Annotated in this window: 20 protein-coding genes and 1 pseudogene; 14 read left to right on the plus strand and 7 right to left on the minus strand. The window is 71.1% G+C overall.

Going from position 1 to position 19,715, the window contains the following annotated elements; genetic code table 11:
• Positions 1 to 11 precede the first annotated feature (11 nt).
• On the plus strand, positions 12 to 977 hold the full coding sequence (ygfZ, locus tag OHT01_RS21550; protein WP_328554752.1) for a CAF17-like 4Fe-4S cluster assembly/insertion protein YgfZ: 966 nt from the start codon (positions 12 to 14) through the stop codon (positions 975 to 977).
• Between the two features lie 3 nt (positions 978 to 980).
• Here the strand turns inward: ygfZ and dtd are convergent, their stop codons facing one another.
• Positions 981 to 1,406 (minus strand): D-aminoacyl-tRNA deacylase, encoded by a 426-nt coding sequence (gene dtd / locus OHT01_RS21555; RefSeq protein WP_328554753.1) that lies wholly within the window; start codon positions 1,404 to 1,406, stop codon positions 981 to 983.
• Positions 1,407 to 1,600: 194 nt separating this feature from the next.
• Between dtd and OHT01_RS21560 the strand changes: the two genes are divergently transcribed.
• The 3 genes from OHT01_RS21560 (at position 1,601) to OHT01_RS21570 (ending at position 5,441) form a co-directional block, all read left to right on the plus strand.
• Positions 1,601 to 2,257 carry an RsiG family protein gene (locus tag OHT01_RS21560; RefSeq protein ID WP_328554754.1) on the plus strand — a complete coding sequence of 219 codons (657 nt, stop codon included), beginning with the start codon at positions 1,601 to 1,603 and terminating at the stop codon, positions 2,255 to 2,257.
• A 526-nt stretch (positions 2,258 to 2,783) separates the two neighbouring features.
• Positions 2,784 to 3,779, plus strand: coding sequence for an asparaginase (locus OHT01_RS21565; protein WP_443043537.1), 996 nt, complete (start codon positions 2,784 to 2,786; stop codon positions 3,777 to 3,779).
• Between the two features lie 384 nt (positions 3,780 to 4,163).
• On the plus strand, positions 4,164 to 5,441 hold the full coding sequence (locus tag OHT01_RS21570; RefSeq protein WP_328554755.1) for a GNAT family N-acetyltransferase: 1,278 nt from the start codon (positions 4,164 to 4,166) through the stop codon (positions 5,439 to 5,441).
• A gap of 172 nt (positions 5,442 to 5,613) precedes the next feature.
• Here OHT01_RS21570 and OHT01_RS21575 read toward each other — a convergent pair whose 3' ends face one another.
• Positions 5,614 to 5,799 (minus strand): hypothetical protein, encoded by a 186-nt coding sequence (locus OHT01_RS21575; protein ID WP_328554756.1) that lies wholly within the window; start codon positions 5,797 to 5,799, stop codon positions 5,614 to 5,616.
• 216 nt (positions 5,800 to 6,015) lie between these two features.
• Here OHT01_RS21575 and OHT01_RS21580 point away from each other — a divergent pair, with 216 nt between their 5' ends.
• Positions 6,016 to 6,924, plus strand: coding sequence for a winged helix-turn-helix domain-containing protein (locus OHT01_RS21580; protein WP_328558208.1), 909 nt, complete (start codon positions 6,016 to 6,018; stop codon positions 6,922 to 6,924).
• Here OHT01_RS21580 and OHT01_RS21585 read toward each other — a convergent pair.
• Positions 6,914 to 7,108, minus strand: coding sequence for a hypothetical protein (locus OHT01_RS21585; RefSeq protein ID WP_328554757.1), 195 nt, complete (start codon positions 7,106 to 7,108; stop codon positions 6,914 to 6,916). The genes OHT01_RS21580 and OHT01_RS21585 overlap by 11 nt on opposite strands.
• Positions 7,109 to 7,295: 187 nt before the next feature.
• Here OHT01_RS21585 and OHT01_RS21590 point away from each other — a divergent pair, with 187 nt between their 5' ends.
• From OHT01_RS21590 to OHT01_RS21610, 5 genes and pseudogenes are all read left to right on the plus strand, one after another.
• Positions 7,296 to 8,180: a winged helix-turn-helix domain-containing protein gene (locus OHT01_RS21590; protein WP_328554758.1), complete on the plus strand. Its 885-nt coding sequence runs from the start codon at positions 7,296 to 7,298 to the stop codon at positions 8,178 to 8,180.
• Entirely contained in the window at positions 8,129 to 8,917 is a 789-nt protein-coding gene (locus OHT01_RS21595; protein ID WP_328554759.1) for an HAD family hydrolase, read from the plus strand. Before OHT01_RS21590 ends, OHT01_RS21595 begins: the two co-directional genes overlap by 52 nt.
• Before the next feature lie 433 nt (positions 8,918 to 9,350).
• A complete protein-coding gene (locus OHT01_RS21600; protein ID WP_328554760.1) occupies positions 9,351 to 10,334 on the plus strand; it encodes an aminoglycoside phosphotransferase family protein in 984 nt (327 codons plus the stop codon).
• Between the two features lie 57 nt (positions 10,335 to 10,391).
• The gene (locus tag OHT01_RS21605) at positions 10,392 to 11,021 is read left to right on the plus strand and encodes a TetR/AcrR family transcriptional regulator (RefSeq protein WP_328554761.1); all 630 of its coding nucleotides are present in this window, start codon (positions 10,392 to 10,394) and stop codon (positions 11,019 to 11,021) included.
• A gap of 8 nt (positions 11,022 to 11,029) precedes the next feature.
• A pseudogene (locus OHT01_RS21610) lies at positions 11,030 to 11,296 on the plus strand (AAA family ATPase); the annotation flags it as partial.
• A 150-nt stretch (positions 11,297 to 11,446) separates the two neighbouring features.
• Here OHT01_RS21610 and OHT01_RS21615 read toward each other — a convergent pair.
• Positions 11,447 to 12,118: an SDR family NAD(P)-dependent oxidoreductase gene (locus OHT01_RS21615; RefSeq protein WP_328554763.1), complete on the minus strand. Its 672-nt coding sequence runs from the start codon at positions 12,116 to 12,118 to the stop codon at positions 11,447 to 11,449.
• Between the two features lie 225 nt (positions 12,119 to 12,343).
• Here OHT01_RS21615 and OHT01_RS21620 point away from each other — a divergent pair, with 225 nt between their 5' ends.
• From OHT01_RS21620 to OHT01_RS21635, 4 genes are all read left to right on the plus strand, one after another.
• The gene (locus OHT01_RS21620; RefSeq protein ID WP_328554764.1) at positions 12,344 to 13,282 is read left to right on the plus strand and encodes an NAD-dependent epimerase/dehydratase family protein; all 939 of its coding nucleotides are present in this window, start codon (positions 12,344 to 12,346) and stop codon (positions 13,280 to 13,282) included.
• A 327-nt stretch (positions 13,283 to 13,609) separates the two neighbouring features.
• The gene (locus OHT01_RS21625; RefSeq protein ID WP_328554765.1) at positions 13,610 to 14,140 is read left to right on the plus strand and encodes a helix-turn-helix domain-containing protein; all 531 of its coding nucleotides are present in this window, start codon (positions 13,610 to 13,612) and stop codon (positions 14,138 to 14,140) included.
• 56 nt (positions 14,141 to 14,196) lie between these two features.
• Complete coding sequence (locus OHT01_RS21630) at positions 14,197 to 14,784, plus strand: hypothetical protein (RefSeq protein WP_328554766.1); 588 nt, start codon at positions 14,197 to 14,199, stop codon at positions 14,782 to 14,784.
• 116 nt (positions 14,785 to 14,900) lie between these two features.
• Positions 14,901 to 15,239 (plus strand): DUF2516 family protein, encoded by a 339-nt coding sequence (locus tag OHT01_RS21635; RefSeq protein WP_328558209.1) that lies wholly within the window; start codon positions 14,901 to 14,903, stop codon positions 15,237 to 15,239.
• A gap of 450 nt (positions 15,240 to 15,689) precedes the next feature.
• On the opposite strand, the gene OHT01_RS21640 is transcribed toward OHT01_RS21635, so the two are convergent.
• From OHT01_RS21640 to OHT01_RS21650, 3 genes are all read right to left on the minus strand, one after another.
• Complete coding sequence (locus OHT01_RS21640; protein WP_328554767.1) at positions 15,690 to 17,018, minus strand: PP2C family protein-serine/threonine phosphatase; 1,329 nt, start codon at positions 17,016 to 17,018, stop codon at positions 15,690 to 15,692.
• Positions 17,019 to 17,344: 326 nt separating this feature from the next.
• A complete protein-coding gene (locus OHT01_RS21645) occupies positions 17,345 to 18,436 on the minus strand; it encodes a C40 family peptidase (protein ID WP_328554768.1) in 1,092 nt (363 codons plus the stop codon).
• Between the two features lie 402 nt (positions 18,437 to 18,838).
• Positions 18,839 to 19,687, minus strand: coding sequence for a class I SAM-dependent methyltransferase (locus OHT01_RS21650; protein WP_405916725.1), 849 nt, complete (start codon positions 19,685 to 19,687; stop codon positions 18,839 to 18,841).
• Between the last annotated feature and the right edge of the window lie 28 nt (positions 19,688 to 19,715).

Consider the following 19,715-nt stretch of genomic DNA (forward strand, 5'->3'; position numbering starts at 1 on the left):
TGTGTATGTCCATGAAGAGCTCCCTCCTGTCCCTGCCCGGCGCCGTTCCTGCCGAGGGTGTGGACGAAGGCGTCGCCGCCCACTACGGCGACCTGTTCCGTGAGCAGCGCGCCCTTGCCGACGGCCTCGGCTTCGTGGACCTCTCGCACCGCGGAGTCGTCACCGTCACCGGCGACGACCGCCTCGCCTGGCTGCACCTCCTGCTCACCCAGCACGTCACCGACCTCCCGGCGGGGCGCGCCACCGAGGCGCTGATCCTCTCGGCCAACGGCCACATCGAGCACGCGCTGTACCTCGTGGACGACGGCACGACGGTGTGGATGCACACCGAACCCGACACCCAGGAGGCGTTGATCGCCTACCTGGAGTCGATGAAGTTCTTCTACCGCGTCGAAGTCGCCGACCGCACCGCCGACTTCGCCGTCGTCGAGCTCCCGGCCGGTTCGATCGCCGAGGTCCCCGAGGGAGTCGTCGTCCGCGAGACGCCGTACGGCCGTGATCTCTTCCTTCCGCGCGCCGACCTGGAGTCGTACGCCGAGAAGACCGGCCCCCCGGCCGGACTGCTCGCCCACGAGGCCCTGCGCGTCGAGCAGCACCGGCCCCGCGTCGGCTTCGAGACCGACCACCGCACCATCCCGCACGAGCTGGGCTGGATCGGCACCGCCGTGCATCTCCAGAAGGGCTGCTACCGCGGCCAGGAGACGGTCGCCCGCGTCCAGAACCTGGGCAAGCCGCCGCGCCGCCTGGTCTTCCTCCACCTCGACGGCAGCGAGGTCCATCTGCCCCCGCACGGAACCGAGCTGCGCCTCGCGGGCGAGGATCCCGACGGCCGCAAGATCGGCTTCATCACCACCTCCGTACGCCACTACGAACTGGGCCCGATCGCCCTGGCCCTCGTGAAGCGCAACGTGCCGCTGGACGCCCCGCTCATGGCGGACTCGACGGCGGCGGCGCAGGAGGTCGTGGTCGAGCCGTAGGGCTCACATCTCCAGGAGGACGGTGAACGGGCCGTCGTTCGTCAGCGAGACGCGCATCCGGGCGCCGAAACGGCCTGTGGCCACCGTGGCGCCCAGAGCGCGGAGCTGGGCGACGACCTCGTCGACGAGCGGCTCCGCCACATCACCGGGGGCCGCTGCGTTCCAGGTGGGGCGGCGGCCCTTGCGGGCGTCGCCGTAGAGCGTGAACTGGCTGATGACGAGCAGCGGCGCGTCGCTGTCGGAGCAGGACCGCTCGTCGGCCAGCATCCGGACGGACCAGAGTTTGCGGGCGAGTTGGGCCGCCTTCTCCTTGGTGTCCTCGTGCGTGACCCCGACGAGGACGCACAGTCCCTCGCCGCTGATCTCGCCGACCGTCTCGCCGTCCACGACGACGCTCGCGCCGTCCACCCTCTGCACCACCGCACGCATGCGGACCATGATGCCGTGTCACGGGGACGCGGCGCGCTGCGGGCCCTTCGCGTGATTTTCAGGGGTAACCAACCCGCCATCTGGGGCTGATCGGGTCACTCGGGCACATAGCGGCCATCGGGGGTGGCACCATGCGGGGTGTTGCGGTGCGCCCGTTGGGTGGACCGCGCCGGTCGAGGGGACGGTAGAGGCACATGAGCACATCGAGTACCGGGCAGCAGCCCGGGGCCGTGTCATTGACCCGCACGAGCGCACGGACGGAAGGGATGACGGCCCGGCCGCCGGTGCAGCGCACCGACAGCGGTCCGCCGGCGGCCGAGCAGGGCCGCCCCGGCATCGCCGCGCTCCGGCTTCCCGAACTGCGGACGCTGCGCCGGGACGCCCAGCGGGACGAGGCGGACCTCAGCTATGTCCGGCGGCTGCTCCAGGGGCGTATCGACATCCTGCGGGCGGAGCTCGCTGGCCGCGGGGAGCGCCGGATGGCCGGGGCGGTCTCCGGGCACCGGTCGTCCGTGGACCGGGGGAAGCACTCCGTCGTCGAGCGGCTCTCGGAGATCCTCACGGACGCACCGGCGCGGTACCGCTCCTCGGCCCGCCATGTGACGGTGGGCACGCCGCACGGTGAGGAGTACCGGGCGCTGGCGGCCGACATGCTCGCCGAGGTGGAGCTGTCGGACCTGGACGCCCGGACGGACGAGGAGCTGGGCGCGGGTCTGGGCCGGCTCGTGCGCTATGAGCAGCAGGTCTCCCGGCGGCGCCAGCAGCTTCAGCGCACGGCGGACGATTGCAGCGCCGAGATCGCCCGCAGGTACCGTGAAGGCGAAGCACAAGTAGACGACCTGCTCATGTGACGTGGCGGCCCCGGCGATCCCGGGGCCGAGGGGTTGCGCCGGATACAGGAGGCGCGCTCCCGCTCCGCGCAGGCGGGGGTGTTGTCCGGGACACGACCCGGCCGACGCCTTCCGAGCGGGTCCCCGTTCCGGAAGGCCACCGCCGATGCCCGTCACTCCCAGCACACCCGAAGACTCCTCCGCGCCGACCGCGATACCCGGCGCCCCCCGAACATCCGGCTCCACCGGTACCGCCGGCATACCCGGCTCCACCGGCATACCCGGCTCCGCCGGCATACCCGGCTCCGCCGGCATACCCGGCTCCGCCGGCATACCCGGCTCCGCCGGCATACCCGGCTCCGCCGGCATACCCGGCTCCGCCGGCATACCCGGCTCCGCCGGCATACCCGGCTCCGCCGGCATACCCGGCTCCGCCGGCATACCCGGCTCCGCCGGCATACCCGGCTCCGCCGGCATACCCGGCTCCGCCGGCATACCCGGCTCCGCCGGCATACCCGGCTCCGCCGGGATACCCGGCTCCGCCGGGATACCCGGTACGCCGGGCAGCTCCACCGGTACGACGGGCTCCCACGGCGGGTCCGGCGTGCTTCCCGTCCTCGCCGAGGTCGTGCGTTCCGGCTTCGTCGAGGGACACCACCGCGGCAGCCTGGTGGTCCTGGCCGCGGACGGGACGGTCGAGCTGGCGCTCGGCGAGGTGGCCGCGCCGGTCTTCCCCCGCTCGTCGAACAAGCCCATGCAGGCCGCGGGCGTCCTGCGCGCGGGCCTGGACCTGGCGGGAGAGCGCCTCGCCCTCGCCGCCGCGAGCCACTCCGGAGAGGTCTTCCACCGCGACCTCGTCCAGAAGATGCTCGTCGAGCACGGGCTGACCGCCGAGCAGCTCCAGTGCCCGGCGGACCTTCCGCTGGACCCCGTCGAGGCCGAGGCCTACCTCGCCTCCGGTGCCGTCCGCGACCGGGTCACCATGAACTGCTCCGGCAAGCACACGGCGATGCTCGCGGTGTGCCTGCAGCGCGGCTGGCCCACCGAGTCGTACCTCGATCCCGAGCACCCGCTGCAGCGGCTGATCCACTCCGTGGTCGAGGAGAACGCCGGGGAGACCGTCGCCGCGGTCGGCACGGACGGCTGCGGAGCCCCGCTGATGGCCCTCACCCTCACGGGTCTCGCCCGTGCCTTCCGCTCCTTCGTGCTCGCGGCCCCCGGCTCCGCCGAACGCCGCGTCGCCGACGCCATGCGCACGCACCCCGAGTACGTCGCCGGCACCCGACGCCCCGACACCTGGCTGATGCGCGCGGTCCCCGGGGCCCTGTCCAAGATGGGCGCCGAAGCGGTCCAGGCGGTCGCCCTGCCGGACGGGCGTGCCCTCGCCTTCAAGATCGACGACGGCGGGGGCCGCGCGCTGGGTCCGGTGCTGGCCCGAGCCCTGGGCCTGCTGGGCGTGGACGCGCCGGTGGTCGCCAGGATCGGCGCCGCCCCCCTGCTGGGCGGTGGCCGCGAGGTGGGGGAGATCCGGGCAGCGTTCTGACCGGGCCGCCGGCCAGTACCGGCTGCTGGTCCGCCCGAGCGCGGCCGACCCACAGGCCGGTCCAAGGGCCGGACAGGGTCCCGGCCGAAGGGGGCTTCGGGCACCCGGCCGCCGGGGGCGTGCCCCGTCGGGAGACGGTTCCCCGTGAGGAGACGGCACGGGCCCGCGCCGGGCCCGTACTGCCGTGGAGTCTGCCCTCTGCCCCCTCGGCCTGTGGTTGACCGACCACCCCGACTCCGGCACGGGTCTGCACGGGCCTGCACCCGCCTGCCGGCCTTCACCAGTCCGGCATCGGGCCGGCCCGGCCCGATGCCGGACGTGGGGAGGAGGCGGCGCCCGGAAAACCGGGCGACACCTCCCGTGGGGGCCGCCTAGCGTGGTCGTATGAGCCCGCTCGACGCCCTCGACGCCATTCACCCGATCGACGTACGGCCGATCACGCCCCCCGACATCCCGGACTGGCTGCGCGCGTTGAAGACGGGGTTTCTGCAACCGCCGGTCGTCCCGGAGGACGAGGCCGAGGCGCGGGCGTCGGGGATCATCCCGTCGAGGACGCTGGGCGCGTACGACGGCTCCCGCTGCGTGGCGACGTTCAGGTCGTTCCCGCAGGAGCTCACCGCGGTCGGCGGAGCGATCGTCCCCGCCGACGCGATCTCCAACGTCACCGTCTCGCCCACGCACCGCCGCCGGGGCCTTCTCACCCGCATGATGGAGGCCGACCTCGCGGCGGCGCGCAAGCGGGGCGATGTCGTCGCGACACTCATCGCCGCCGAGTACCCGATCTACGGCCGCTACGGCTTCGGCCCGGCCACCAGCACCACCAAGTGGACCATCGACGTGCAGCGCACCGGTCTGGACCCCCGCTGGGCGGGCCCGGCGGACGGCGGTCGTATCGACCTGGTGGACGCCGAGGACGTCCGCAAGGCGGGCCCCGAGCTGCACGAACGGTTCCGGCGCGGCCGGCCCGGCGCCGTGAGCCGGGACGCCCGCTGGTGGCAGGTCAGCACCGGCCTGCTGACGTTCGGCGCCGGTGACCGGAAGGAACCGTTCTACGCCGCGTACCGCTCGGCGGCGGGCGGGATCGAGGGCCTCGTCTCCTACACGGCGGACGACAACTGGGGCGACGCCAACCAGCCCGAGATCACGGCGGACGTGAACTGGCTGCTCGCGGTGACCCCGGCGGCCGAGCGTGCCCTGTGGCACTACCTCTGCTCGATCGACTGGATCACCCGGGTCAGGAGCTGCCGACGCGCCCCCGACGACCTGCTTCCCCAGTTCCTGCCGGACCCGCGTGCCGCCCGGGTCACCACCCAGACGGACTGGCTCTGGGTGCGGATCCTGGATGTCGTACGGGCCATGGAGGCGCGGACGTACGGGGCTGCCGGGACGCTCGTGCTCGACGTGCTCGACGAGAGCGGGCCGGACGGCGGCCGATACCGGCTCCAGGTCGCCCCGGACGGTACGGCGACCTGCGATCCGACCACGGAGGAAGCCCAACTGGTGCTCTCCATAGCCGATTTGGCGATGCTGTGGCTCGGGGACGAGTCCGCGGTACGGCTGGTGGCGCTGGGCCGGGTCCGGGAAGGGCAAGAGGGCGCCGCCTCCATGGCCGACGCCCTGCTGCGGACGGCCGGGCGACCTTGGTGCCCGGACATCTTCTGAACTGCTGCTGACGGTGGGGTTCTCCTGCCGCCTCCTTCCACGCGGGTGCCGACTGCTGATCCGTAGCGATTCAGTTGTGGTTGTGGTGGTGCGGTGGTGCGGGCCGACCGGGCTCCCGGCTCCCCTCCGGAGGGGAGCTCGGTCGGCCGGACTGCCGGACGACAGCGTCCGGTCAGCCGGACTGGGCGAGCAGCATCACGAGGATCACGGCCCCGATGCCGCTGATCGTGGTGTTCCGGGCTTTGAGCCCGACGGACAGGGCGACGAACGCGATGATGCCCATCGGCCCGTACTCCCACTGGATGACTTGCTCGAATCCGATGGCCAGGGCGGCGACGGCGAGGGCGACGAGCGGCATGACGGTCCCTCCTCGGGGACGGGGACGTGGAACCCCGCTGAGGACCGTCCGCCCGGACCACCCGGCGTCCAGGTGGAAACTCGGCGGCCAACCCTCTGGAAGCTTGACCATGTTGTGCAAGTTGGCGACCAACTCACTCTTACGTATCTCCGTGTTGGGGCGACTCATAACCACCTATCCGGCAACTGCCCAAAGATGGCGGGAAGTTGTAGGGTTCTGGTTGTGGAGCCGGAGCATGCCGCCGTCAACGGGCGGAACAGGTCACCACGGCCGCCGAGGTCACACCGCGAGGTGGCCGACGAGCTGCGCAGCCGGATCAGGTCCGGTCAGCTGCGGGCCGGCCAGCGCATGCCGACCCAGGCCAAGCTGGCCGACGAGTTCGGCGTCGAGCGCGGCGCGGTGCGCCAGGCGCTGCGCATCCTGCACTCGGAGCGGCTGCTGTCCAATGTGTCCAAGGGGAGCCCAGCGACGGTGGCGGACCATCCCGAGAGGGCTCTGACCGGGCCGGAAGCCCCGCCGCAGTCCACCATGGTGGCGCTCGCCCCGCGGATCACCGCGGCTTTCGCGGTCCCGCACGTGGAGATCGACGCCCTGTGCCTGACCGCGGTGTCGCTCACCCTCGCCATGGGCGAGCCGTTGCGCGAGATTCACGCGGGGCGCATGGAACCGGCCAGGGTCGACGTCCGGGTGCTGCTGCCCAGCCGGCACATCGACCTCGCGTTTCCCACGCCGGTCGACGACATGGCGGACGACCGTCCGCGGCTCCGCTGGCTCGCCCAGCGCAACGCGCAGGTGCGGGTGCTGCGGCACAACCTGCTGGCGCTGCGGGCCACCCACGGCATCGACGTGCGGGTCTCCTTCCGCGCGCTGCCCTTCACCCCGCCCGTGAAGCTGTACCTGCTCAACGAGGCGGAGGCGCTCTTCGCGTACTACACGCTCGCGCGGCGGGGCGAGGAGATCGACCACGAATACCTGGAGACGTACGACGCCGAGGGAACGCAGTCGATGCTGTTCGCCTTCGGCCAGGGAGCGGGACTGCGGGACACCACGTTCGTGGAGCAGTCCCACCTCTGGTTCAACGCGCTCTGGGAGACCATCAGTTCGGAACTGCTGATCACGAGCTGATGGCGGGCCCCGCGACCAGCAGGGCCAGCACGACAGCCCCGATGGAGCTGCACGTGGGGTTCTTCGCCTTGATCCCGATGGTGAGCAGCAGCAGGCCGACGATGCCCGTCGGCCCGTACTGCCACTGAACGAGTTGCTCGAAGCCGACGACGAAGACGGCGGAGAGGAGGGCGATGGCGGGCATGGTGGTTCCTCCTGCTTCTTCTGTGACGTGCTGGGGTGGTGGGCGCCACGGATGGGTGAGGGAGGAGGCAAAACTTCCGCCATCTTGGCTGAGTTGGTCACCAACTCTGACTATGTTGTCCCCACTTGGTAAGCATCTATAAACAACTTCCAAGTAACTCCCCACAGATGGGAGAGAGTTGTACCGTTTGGTCGTGACTCAGGAGAACGTTGTGGTGAGTGACAGCAGCAGAAGGCTTTCGCCCCAGGAGATCGCCGACGTCCTGCGGGAGCGCATCCGCTCCGGCGAGCTGAAGGCCGGCGACCGTCTGCCCACCCAGGCGGAACTGGCCGACGAGTTCGGCGTCGAGCGCGGAGCGGTCCGGCTGGCCCTGCGCGCGCTCCAGGAGGACGGCCTGCTCAGCAACGTCAGCAAGGGCAGCCCGCCGCGGATCGCCGAGGCCGCTCCCACCCGGAACGGACCGCAGCCGACCATGGTTGGCCTCGCCCCCCGGCTCGCCGAGGCGTTCTCGGTCCCCCATGTGCGGATCGACGCGGCCTGTCTCACCGCGGAGACGATGACGCTGGCCCTCGGTGAGCCGGTCCGCCGGATCCACGACGGGAGGATCCGCCCGGAACGCATCGACGTCCGGATCCTGCTGCCCAGCCGGGAGATCAACCTGGCGTTCCCCATCTCCGTCGAGGGCGGCGGCGAGGACGACCGGGTCCACAAGCGCTGGCTGGAACAGCGCAACGCCCAGGGGCACGTCCTGCGCCACAACCTCCAGTCCCTGCGCTCCTCTCACGGCATCGACGTCCACGTGACCTTCCGGGCGCTTCCGTTCACGCCGCCGGTGAAGCTCTACCTGCTCAACGAGTCGGAGGCGCTGATGGCGTACTACATGATCGCCAGGCGCGAGGAGGAGACCGCGGAGGGCGGAGTCCTGGACATGTACGACACCCTCGGCTCCGAGTCCCTGCTCTTCTCCTTCGAGAAGCGGACGGGCGGGCGGGACGAAGCGTTCGTGGCCGAATCGCAGAAGTGGTTCGACGCCCTCTGGGAAACCATCACCACGGACCTGAAACTCTCCTAGTGACTTCTGATACGACGCAGACTGATGCGGTGGCGACACAGACAGAGAACCTGCGGGACACGATCACCCGGGCGCGCTTCGTGCTGTTCGACTTCGACGGGCCGGTCTGCCGGCTGTTCGCGGGGCACTCGGCGGAACGGGTGGCGAGGGATCTGGTCGAATGGCTCGAACGACAGGGGATGCACGGCCTGTTGACCCCCGAGGAGCGTGTGCACCCCGACCCGATGGTGGTGCTGCACGCGGTGAACCGGCGGAGCCCGCGCAGCGATCTGGTGACCGAACTGGAGGCGCGGTTCACCCAGCAGGAACTCAAGGCGGTGCCCAAGGCGTGGCCCACCGCGTACGCCGACGCGGTGATACGGACCTGGACCGCCGTCGGTGCCCGGCTGGCGATCACCACCAACAACTCCCCGCTCACGGCGGCCCGTTACCTGGAGAGCCGCGGCCTGGCCGCCTGCTTCGCGCCCAACATCTACGGCCGCACCGGGGACCTGCACCACCTCAAGCCGGACCCGCACTGCCTCAACCGGGCCCTGAACGCCCTCGGTGCCGCTCCTTCGAAGGCCCTCATGATCGGTGACGCCCGCTCGGACCTGGACGCGGCCCGGCGGGCCGGGGTCCCGTTCCTCGGCTACGCGCGTAACGAGCGCAAGGAGAAGCTGCTTCGGGACGCCGGAGCCGAGCAGGTGGTGACGTCGCTGGAGACCGTGCTGCAGGCGCTGCGGGGTCGGCTCTGACGTAGGGGGTGAGAGGTGCTCAGCGGTGGGAACACGTACAGGCGAGCGCCCGGCGTATCGCGTCGGCCGCGTCGCCGTCACTCCGACAGGGTGAACCACGGGGCGGTCCGCTCCAGGTGCCGCCCCGGGGTGTCGCCGCTGCTCAGTACCTTTCCGCACCTTTCCGCGGAAGCGGACGGCCGCGCGTGCACCTGACGGACCGTACGAAGGAGAGGACATCTTCTGGCACTATGCCCACTCATGGGGGAACGGGGGAGTACCGTTCCCCCTTTCTTTTCTCATTGGTTGCGGTCACGCGAGAGAACGGTCAATGTCACGCGAATCGGCTTCCTCGGCTCTGCTGCGAGCCACTGAGGTGAGTGGCGGCGTGGGAGAGGTCGAAGGACCACTCCATGGCTACCACCATGAGACCTATGTCATTCACCTGCCGGGAGTGACCTCAGAGAACGAACGGGCCCGCTGGAAATGCCGGGAGCCACGCCCCGGACTGCTGTGGTTCGACCGGCGCTGTTTCGCCTCCGAGGAACAACTGCTCAGCGCTCTGAAGGGCCGGATCGAAGGAATCCCCGACCTTGTCGAGGCAGGTCGCGGCGTCGACCTCCAGCGGTTCATCGAGGGAAGGACGCTCGGATCGCTGTACGGGTCCGGCAGCGAGATCCCTCCGTCCCTTTTCGTGCAGATCGTTTCTCTTTTCAGGCAGTTGGCCCGTGTGCGGCCCGATTCCCTCTCCGCGGAACGGACCTGCACTTCCGCGGACCGGGCGCCCGAAGGCGACACCTCGGGCTTTCTGGAACGGCTCATCCTGTTCACGGACAAGCGGGTGTACCAAAGGAATATGCCCGGCTTCAAGGGCCTGTTCTACGACCTCGGGCTGGACGAGACCTCCTTCGCGCATCTCCGCAGTCATGTGTCGGGACTGACGGAGCGTCCTTTCTGTCTGCTGCACGCCGATCTCCACCGGGAGAATTTCGTCGTCGACGCGGACGAACGGCTCTGGACCATCGACTGGGAGCTGGCGATGTTCGGCGACCCGCTCTACGACCTGGCCACCCATCTCTACCTGATGCGGTATCCCGCGGACCAGGAGCGGCGGATGATCCGGCACTGGTGTGCGGCCGTCGAGGGCGAGGCTCCCGGCAGCTCGGCCGGCTGGGCCGACGACCTGCCCAAGCTGCTCGCCTACAAGCGCGCCCAGTCCGTCTTCACCGACGTCATCCGGATGGCGCTGCCGCTGGCCGATGAGCCGGCGGCCGACGGGAGTCCCCTCCTCGCCCACACCGCCGGCAGGATCCGGAAGGTGCTGAGCGCCGCGAGGGAGCCGCTGGGGATCGAGGTGCCGACCATCGAGCACGTCACGGCATCGCTCGGCAGGTGGTGCGAGCGCTACGACCCGATCGGGGGCAAGCCCCTGCCGTGACCTGCTCGGGATTCCGGACAGGGTGGCGGCTCCCGGCGTGTGCGTAGGCTCGTGACCATGAGTGGCACCGGACTGCGTGAACGCAAGAGGCAACGGATGTACCAGGCCGTCTCCGACACCGCCATCGGCCTCTTCATCGAGAAGGGGTTCGACGCCGTGTCCGTCGCCGAGGTCGCGGCCGCCGCCGAGATCTCCAAGCCGACGCTCTTCCGGTACTTCCCGGCCAAGGAGGACCTGGTCCTGCACCGGTTCGCGGACCACGAGACCGAGGCCGCTCGGGTCGTCGAGGAGGGCCGGGCGGCCGGGCGGTCCGCGATCGACGCGCTCAGGGAGCACTTCCTGGACGGGCTGCGCCGCGAGGACCCCGTCACCGGGCTCAACGAACATCCCGGCATTCTCGCCTTCCACCGGCTGCTCTACGGCACGCCGTCGCTGGTGGCGCGGATGTACGGGTACCTGGAGCGGTCCGAGGCCGCGCTAGCCGGGGCGCTCGCCGAGCCGCTGGGCGCCGGGCTCGACGCGCGGCTCGCCGCCGGGCAGATCACGGCCGTGCGCCGCATCCTCGCCGAGGAGAACCTGCGGCGGATCGCGGAGGGCGAGCGGGTGACGGACGTACGGCCGGACGCCGAGGCGGCGGCCGAGCGGGCCTTCGCGCGGCTGGCGGCGGGGTTCCCCGGGCTCGCCTGAAAGGAGAGGCCAGCGCGCGGCGGTCCTCCTTCGGACCGCTGACCGTGCCCGGCGACCTCGCACAGGGCACGACTGTCCGGGCGGCGCGGGAGCGGGACGAGTTCCTGGGCCATCTCGGCCATCTCGGCAAACCGGAGGCGGCCGTCGTCCCCCTGACGATCGGGTTCCGGGTGCCCGAGGCCGTTGCCGCGCTCGCCAACCAGGGGCTGGACCGCCTCGGCATGGGCGTGGCACCGGCCCGATCCCTACGCAGGGGCGGCGAGTTGAGGATCCGGCCGGCGTGGTGCCGACCCGGGCGGTGTCACACCTGGACGTGATCCACGCACGCCCCCTGCCCTGGTGACTCCCGACGGGTGCGGCTGCTGCCGTGGTGACTCCCGCCCCCGCCCGGTGCCTCGGGGCGCCCGGCCTCGCGACCCCGATGGTCACCAGGGCAGGCGTCGGCCGTCGCGGAAGAAGCCACCGGTAGGGCCGTCGTCCGCGAGGGTGGCCGCCCAGACGACGCTCGCGGCACCCTCCTCGACGGGCCGGCCGCCCGGCCCGCCCATGTCGGTCGCGACCCAGCCCGGGCAGACCGCGTTCACCAGGATCCCGTCGGACCGCAGTTCGGCGGCGAACATCCTGGTCAGGGCGTTGAGAGCGACCTTCGATGCCGAGTACGCCGGTGTTCCGCCGCCCATGCCCGTGAGGGACGCGGCCTCGCTGGAGACGTTCACGATCCGCGGGTGCCCGCTCGCCCGGAGCAGCGGGAGCAGTGCCTGGGTCAGCCGCCAGGGCCCGTACAGATTGGTCTCGGCCGCCTCGCGGACGACGTCCAGGTCCGCGGTCGAGGCGCGCTGCCAGGTGTCGTACGTGATCGCCGCGTTGTTGATCAGCACGTCGAGCGCGTCGATGTCCCGGGCCGCCGCCGCGATGTCCGCCTCGGAGGTCACGTCGAGGCGGAGCGGGCGGACGCCGGGCAGCCCGATGTCCTCGGCCGCGTCGGCGGCGGCCTCCGCGGACCGGGCGGTCAGATACACGGTGTGGCCGTCGGAGGCCAGCAGGCGGACGGTCTCACGGCCGATTCCGCGGTTGCCGCCGGTGACGAGCGCGATCACGGGATCACTCCGGCGGGGTCCGTCAAGGGGATCAACCGCTCGTCCTCACAGGTCGGATGGGCTTCGGCCTCCGCCCGTGAGGCGGTCCACCCCGGAGCGTACGCGGCCGGGGTCCGCGCCCCTCCCTCACCCGCCGGACCGGGCGCGCCGCCCTCGTGTCACAAATGCCCCCTCCCGGTTCGTCCATGGGGGGAGAGCCATTCGTGCATCAGGAAGACGAGGGTGATGGTCATGCGGGTGTTCGTGGCAGGCGGGACCGGGGTCCTCGGGCAGCGGCTGGTGCCGCAGCTCGTGGCCCGTGGGCACCAGGTGACGGCGACGACGACGAGCGCGGCGAAACGGGGCCTGCTGGAACGGCTCGGCGCCGACGCCGTCGTGATGGACGGGCTGGACGCGGTGTCGGTCGGCGAGGCGGTGGCGGGCGCGCGACCGGACACGATCGTGCACCAGATGACCGCGATCTCCATGGCGCACGCGGGCAAGCCCGACCTCAAGCACCCGGACCGATGGTTCGCCACCACCAACCGGCTGCGCACCGAGGGGACGGACCATCTGCTGGCCGCGGCCGGGGCGACCGGCGTCTCTCATGTCGTCGCGCAGGGTTACGCCAGTTGGAACGGCGTCCGCGAGGGCGGCTGGGTGAAGACCGAGGAGGACCCGCTCGACCTGATGGAGGGGACCGCGGCGCACGGAGGCATGCTGGCGATGCGCCATGTCGAGGAGGCCGTCCTCGCGGTCGGCGGGGCGGTCCTGCGGTACGGCGCCTTCTATGGTCCCGGCGCCACCGACGATCAGGTCGAGCTGGTGCGCAAGCGGCAGTTCCCGCTGGTCGGGCGGGCCACCGGGTACAGCTCGTGGATCCATCTCGACGACGCGGCGAGTGCCACCGTCCTGGCCGTGGAGCAGAAGGCGACGGGCGTGTTCAACATCGTCGACGACGACCCGGCCCCGGCTTCGGAGTGGCTGCCCCACCTGGCCGCGTGCGCGGGAGCGAAACGGCCCGTGCGGATTCCCGTGTGGCTGGCACGACTGCTGGCCGGGGACCAGGCGGTGGTGATGATGACCGAGGGGCGCGGCTTCTCCAACGCCAAGGCCAAGCGTGACCTCGGCTGGCTGCCGCGCCGGCCGTCATGGCGCCAGGGCTTCGCCGAAACGCTGACCTGACCTGACCTGACCTGACCTGGACGGGATTCCGCCGATCCCGTCACATGGCTATACGGAGTTGAGGGACAGGGTTTTCGTGGTGGACGTGATCGTGCTCGGCGGGATCTCCTCGCCTGGCTGCCGAGGTGTTTAGGCACCGAGCCCGGCTGATCACCGTCACGTCCTGTACTTCCCACACGTCCTGCACATCCCACACGTCTGCTCGTCCTGCTCGTCCTGATCCCGGGAGCGAGGCCCTCGCCGAGACGCGAAGGGCCCGAAGTGGCGTGACACACTTTTGCAAGCGGGTGCTTGCAATAGTTAGCGAGGATGCGGCAAGGTGGACGCATGGCATCGCTCAACGTCGGCAATCTTGGTGAGTATCTGCGGGAACAGCGGCGCACCGCGCAACTGTCGCTGCGGCAGCTCGCCGACGCCGCCGGGGTGTCCAATCCGTATCTGAGCCAGATCGAGCGCGGGCTGCGCAAGCCGAGCGCGGAGGTGCTCCAGCAGGTCGCCAAGGCGCTGCGGATCTCCGCCGAGACGCTGTATGTGCGGGCCGGCATTCTCGACGCCGAGCGGGACCGGGACGAGGTGGAGACGCGTGCCGTCATCCTCGCCGATCCCACGCTGAACGAGCGGCAGAAGCAGGTGCTGCTCCAGATCTACGAGTCCTTCCGCAAGGAGAACGGATTCGAGATCGCGCCGGCGGACGAGACCGCTCACGGCGTCGAGGTGCCCGGCACCGGCGCGGGCCGCGGCACCGACGCATCCAAGGCTCAGGACATACCGGACGCCCAGCCTTCACAGGACACCGCCGTCCGCGGCCCCCGCACGGCCGACGGCAGCGATGCCGATCCGCAGCAGAACGCGAGTTGACCGCATGCGGATCACCACAACCCTCAGCTGAAAGCGATTACGGGAGGACCATCGTCATGGCCATCACCGACGACATCCGCAAGGCCGCCACGGACCCGACCCCGCTCTACTTCCTCGCCGGCACCGCCGACCTGGCTGTTCAGCAGGCGAAGAAGGTCCCCGGCATCGTGGAGCAGATCCGCGCCGAGGCCCCGGCGCGCATCGACACCGTGAAGAACATCGACCCGAACGCCGTGCAGGAGAAGGCCACCGCCCGCGCCAAGGTGGCGCAGGAGAACCTGCAGGCCAAGGTGACGGAGATCCTCAGCACCCTCGACACCGACCTCAAGAAGCTCGGTGAGTCCGCCCAGGACTTCGCCCTGCGCGGTGTCGGCGTCGCCGCGGAGTACGCGGTCAAGGCCCGGGAGACGTACGAGAAGGTCGCCGAGCACGGCGAGCAGACCGTGCGGACCTGGCGCGGCGAGGCCGCCGAGGAGATCGAGGACTTCGCCATCGCCGTCGAGCCGAACGCCGAGCCCGTCGAGGTCAAGGAAGAGGAGAAGCCGACGGCCGTCGCCGACGACGCTCCCTCCAAGAAGAGCCCGGCGAAGAAGGCCCCGGCCCGCAAGCCGGTCGCCAAGAAGACGGCTCCGCCCGCGAAGTAGGCGAGCGGCGGCAACACGACTCCGCCTTACGCGGACGGGCCGGGCACTCTCTGAGTTCCCGGCCCGTTCTCCGGGTACGGTGACCGTAGAGACGATTCGAACGGGCGGTGGGCATTGTGCTGATGACGGCATTCGGCGGTCTGATGTGGCTGATCTTCACAGCCATGCTCGTGCTCGCCGTGGTGGCGCTGGTGATGGCCGCGATCGCCCGCGAGGACGCCTACCGAGCCGCCGACAAGCAGAACAAGATGTTCTGGCTCATCATTCTCGGCGTCACCGTGGCGGTGAACCTCCTGGTGCCGATGCTCTTCCTGCAACTCGCGGGCCTGGTCGCCACGATCGTCTTCTTCGTCGACGTGCGTCCCGCCCTGCGGCAGGTCTCCGGCGGCGGAGGTGGCCGCCGCGGCGGAAGCAGCAGCGACGGCCCGTACGGCCCGTACAACGGCGGCAGGTAGCCCCCGGACCAGGCGCGGAGAGCCGGCAAGGCAACCACAACGCACCCGCAGCCGGGCGCGGAGAGCCGACACGGTAACCACAACGCACCCGCAGCCGGGCGCGGAGAGCCGGCAAGGCAACCACAACGCACCCGCAGTCGGGCGCGGAGCAGGCACAGCAACCCGATGCACCCGCAGCCGGGCGCGGAGAGCCGGCAAGGCAACCACAACGCACCCGCAGCCGGGAGCGCGCGGGAGGGGTCGTGCCGGTACATCAAATGCCCGCAGGCCGGACGGATCGACACCCACGCCCACTTCGAAACGCCGCTGAGATCCGTTCGGATGCGGGCGGATGTACCGGCACGGCCCCGACCCACCCACCGGACAGCACCCGGCACCGGAACCGGCCCCCGCGAACGCCGGAAGCGAGCGACCCGCGAATGCGAGCGACCGGCTAAAGCGAGCGACCAGTTAAGGGGCCCGGTCCAACAGCAGGACCGCCACGTCGTCCGCCAGCTCCCCACCGTTGAGTTCGCGCGCCTCGTTCACCGCGGCACGCAGCAGTTCCTCGCCCTGGAGTCCCTGGGCGAGCTGGCGGCGGACCATCTCCACCATGCCGTCCAGCCCCAGGCGTTCCTTGCCCACGCCGGTGTGGCCCTCGATCAGGCCGTCGGTGTAGAGCATCAGGCTCCACGCGGCACCGAGTTCCACCTGCATGCGCGGCCAGCGGGCGTTCGGGAGCAGACCGAGCGCGGGGCCGTTGTTCTCGTACGGCAGCAGTTCGGCGGGCCGGCCCGGACGGGCGATCAACGGCGACGGGTGACCGGCGAGGCACAGTCCGGCGCGGCGGCCGTCCGGCGCGATGTCCACGGTGCACAGCGTCGCGAAGATCTCGTCGTTCTCGCGCTCGTGCTCCAGGACCTGCTGAAGCGTGGACAGCAGCTCGTCGCCGCACAGGCCCGCGAACGTCAGCGCGCGCCAGGCGATGCGCAGTTCCACACCGAGTGCCGCCTCGTCGGGCCCGTGCCCGCAGACGTCGCCGATCATCGCGTGCACCGTGCCGTCGGCCGTGCGCACGGTGTCGTAGAAGTCGCCGCCGAGCAGCGCTCGTGAGCGGCCCGGACGGTAGCGCGCGGCGAAGCGCAGCGGGGAGCCCTCCAGCAGCGGGGTCGGCAGCAGCCCGCGCTCCAGACGGGCGTTCTCCTGGGCACGCAGCTTGGACTCGGTGAGCCGTCGCTCGGCCTTGTCGGAACGCTTCCGCTCCACCGCGTACCGGATCGCCCGGCTCAGCAGCCGGCTGTCCAGCTCGTCGCGGAAGAGGTAGTCCTGGGCGCCGACGCGCACCGCCTCCGTGCCGCGCTCGGCGTCACCGGACGCGGTGAGCGCGAGGACGGCGTGGCCGGGCGCGAGCCGCAGCACGTGCTTCAGCGTCGCCAGCTCGTCGACGCCGTCCGCCGCCCGGCCCGGCGCGGGCAGCGCGAGGTCGAGCAGGATGCAGTGGACGTCGTCGGTGAGCAGGCGCTCGGCCTCGGTGAGGTTGCGGGCGGTACGGATCCTGATCGGCTTGCCGGCCGCGTCGAGCATTTCGGGCACGCCGAGCGAACCCGCCGGGTCGTCTTCGATGATCAGGAGGGTCAGCTGGGTGGTGCCGGTGATCGGGGTCGTGGCGCGAAGTTCCGTCGTTGTCCCGGCGGGGCCGCCGGCGATGTCTCCGGATGGGCCGCCGGGTGAGAACACGGCTTGAGCCTGACCACTTTCCACAGCCGGGATCGCTCTCTGCCGCGGTACGGGTACGGGCATCGTCAGGGTTCCTTCCCTCCCCCCGAGGGCGTGGTGGGCGAAGGACCTCGACCCACCGACGGGGACCATAGCGCCCGCCGGTGCCGCAACGGAATGCCGGACGGCACGGCGCCGGACGAAGGGCCACCGTCATATGCCGCATCCCGTACCGCATTTGGACAGGACGCGTTGCCGGCGGGGATGACGAAGGTCACGTCACCGGGGCGGAGGGGGCCGGGCAACCGTGCGGTGGGTCACGTGCGGTGGGTCACGCGCGGCCCGTCACGCGTGACACCCCCGGGAGTTCGCGCCTTCGGGCACGCTTTCGGCCGTTTTGTGCGCCTGCTCTACGCGTCCGGCCGTACGACGCCCAGAATCCGCATCGAGCCCGCCCCCGTGATCGTCACCGTGCGTCCGGGGCGCGGGGCGTGCACGATCGCGCCGTCCCCTATGTACATCCCGACATGGCTGGCGTCGTCGAAATAGATGATCAGGTCGCCCGGTCGCATGTCCTTGACGTCGACGTGCTTGAGCTGCTTCCACTGCTCCTGGGAGGTGCGGGGGATGGGGTGGCCCGCGGCGGCCCAGGCCTGCGAGGTGAGCCCCGAGCAGTCGAAGGTCTTCGGACCCTCGGCCCCCCACTCGTAGGGCTTGCCGATCTGGTCGGTCGCGAACTTCACGGCCTTCTTGCCCTGCTCGGACGCCTCGCTCCTGATGTCCGCGAGGACACCGGAACTCAGCCAGGCCGACTGCGCCTGGTACGCGGCCTCCTCCTCCAGCTTCGCCAGTCGCTCCTTCTCCTTCTTCTCCAGCCGGGACTCCAGCTTCTCGGCCTCGGAGATCCGCTGCTTGATCTTCTTCTTGGCCTCGGCCCTGGCCTCGCGGTCGTCCTCCAGCTTGCGCCACTGGGCGGAGGCGTCCTTCGCGTACTGCTGCAGGTCCTGCTGGGTGCGCGCCATCTCGTCGAGCAGCCCCTTGGTGGCGTGCTCGCCCTGCCGCACCCGCCCCGCGCCGTCGAGGAACGCCTGCGGGTCGTCGCTCAGCCACAGCCGGGCCTCGGGCGGCAGCCCGCCGCCGCGGTACTGAGCGCGGGCGGCCGCGCCCGCCCGGTCCTTCAACTCGTCCAGCTTCGCCTGGCCCTTGACGATCTCCTGGGCCAGATCGACGATCTCGGCGGACTGCTTCGCGGCCTTCTCCTCGGCGGCGTTGTACGCGTCCGTCGCGACCGAGGCGTCGTGGTAGAGCTTGTCCAGCTTCTCGCGGACCGCTTCAAGGTCCTTGTTGCTCACGGGCGTCGGGGTCGCCGCGGGGGCTCTGGTCGGCGCCGGTTTCGGTGCCGGGCTCGCGTAGGCCGTCCCTGGTGTCGCCAACACCGCGCAGACACATGCGCAGGCCAGGGTCATGGCCGCCGTGGTCAGACTCCGCTTGCCGGATCCCATTGCTCTGCCCCCAAACTGATTTACCGTCAGTAACTTACGACGCCTGGGGATCGTGCCATGTCGGCGCGCAATGCGACAGAGCCGGGCAAGAACTCCCTTCCTCCCGCGTGCGAGGCGGGCACGAACTCCCTTCCCGCAGGCCCGCTTCGGCATGACGATCTCACTCCCCCGCCTGTGTGACGTGCGACTCACCGGGTTCGTTCCCAGCGGGACACGCATGGACCGCCCATCGGCCGTTCGGTCCGTTCGGTCCGTTCGGTTCGGTGTGCCTGGAGCCGGGCGGTTCGGGCGTACCCGGGCCCCGGCCGGGCAGATCGTGTGCGCGACCTCGTGCCGGCCGGTGCCGTGGGCCCCTCGTCGGGTACGCGTGTCCGTCCGGTGCCCGGCGCGTCCGTCACTCCGTCACGTACGGGGAGCCAACGCCTCCCAGCGCACCGTCACTTCACCCTGGCGCCAGCGGGTGATCCCGTCGGTGACCGGCCAGTCGGCCGTCAGATCGCGCACCGCGCGTATCCAGCGCTGACGCGCGCCGTACGCCGCGTACGGAGCGGCGGCCGCCCAGGCGCGGTCGAAGTCGCGCAGGAAGGTGTGCACGGGCTCGCCCGGGACATTGCGGTGGATCAGGGCCTTCGGCAGCCGCTCGGCCAGGTCGGACGGGCGGTCCAGGGAGCCGAGCCGGGTCGCGAAGGTGACCGTGCGCGGGCCTTCCGGGCCGAGGGCGACCCAGACGTGCCGACGGCCGATCTCGTCGCAGGTGCCCTCGACGAGCAGTCCGCCGCGGGAGGTGGGGTCGGCCGGGGCGAGCCGCGCGCAGAGTCGCCGCCAGACCTCGGCGACCTGCTCCTCGTCGTACTGGCGCAGTACGTTCGCCGCCCGGATCAGCTGCGGCCGGCCCGGCACCGGTACCTCGAAGCCGCCGTGCCGGAAGGCCAGCCCCTCCCGTTCGTACGGGCGGGCGGCGGCCACCCGGGCCGGCTCGATCTCGATGCCGAAGACATGGGTGCGGGGCGCGGCCGCGCGCAGGCGGGTCAGCAGCTCGACCGCGGTCCACGGCGCGGCGCCGTAGCCCAGGTCGACGGCCACGGGCTCCGGCGCCCTGCGGAGTTCGGCGCCGTGCACCGCCGCGATCCAGCGGTCCATGCGGCGCAGACGGTTGGGATTCGTCGTCCCGCGCGTCACCGTACCCACGACAGGGGTGCCACCGCTCGAGCGAAGCCGAGAGTGGGGGAGGGACGCTGCGCGGGTGGCCATGCGTACGAGAGTAGGCGGCCCCGGCGGG

The sequence above is a fragment of the Streptomyces sp. NBC_00358 genome (assembly GCF_036099295.1).
Taxonomy (GTDB): Bacteria; Actinomycetota; Actinomycetes; order Streptomycetales; family Streptomycetaceae; genus Streptomyces.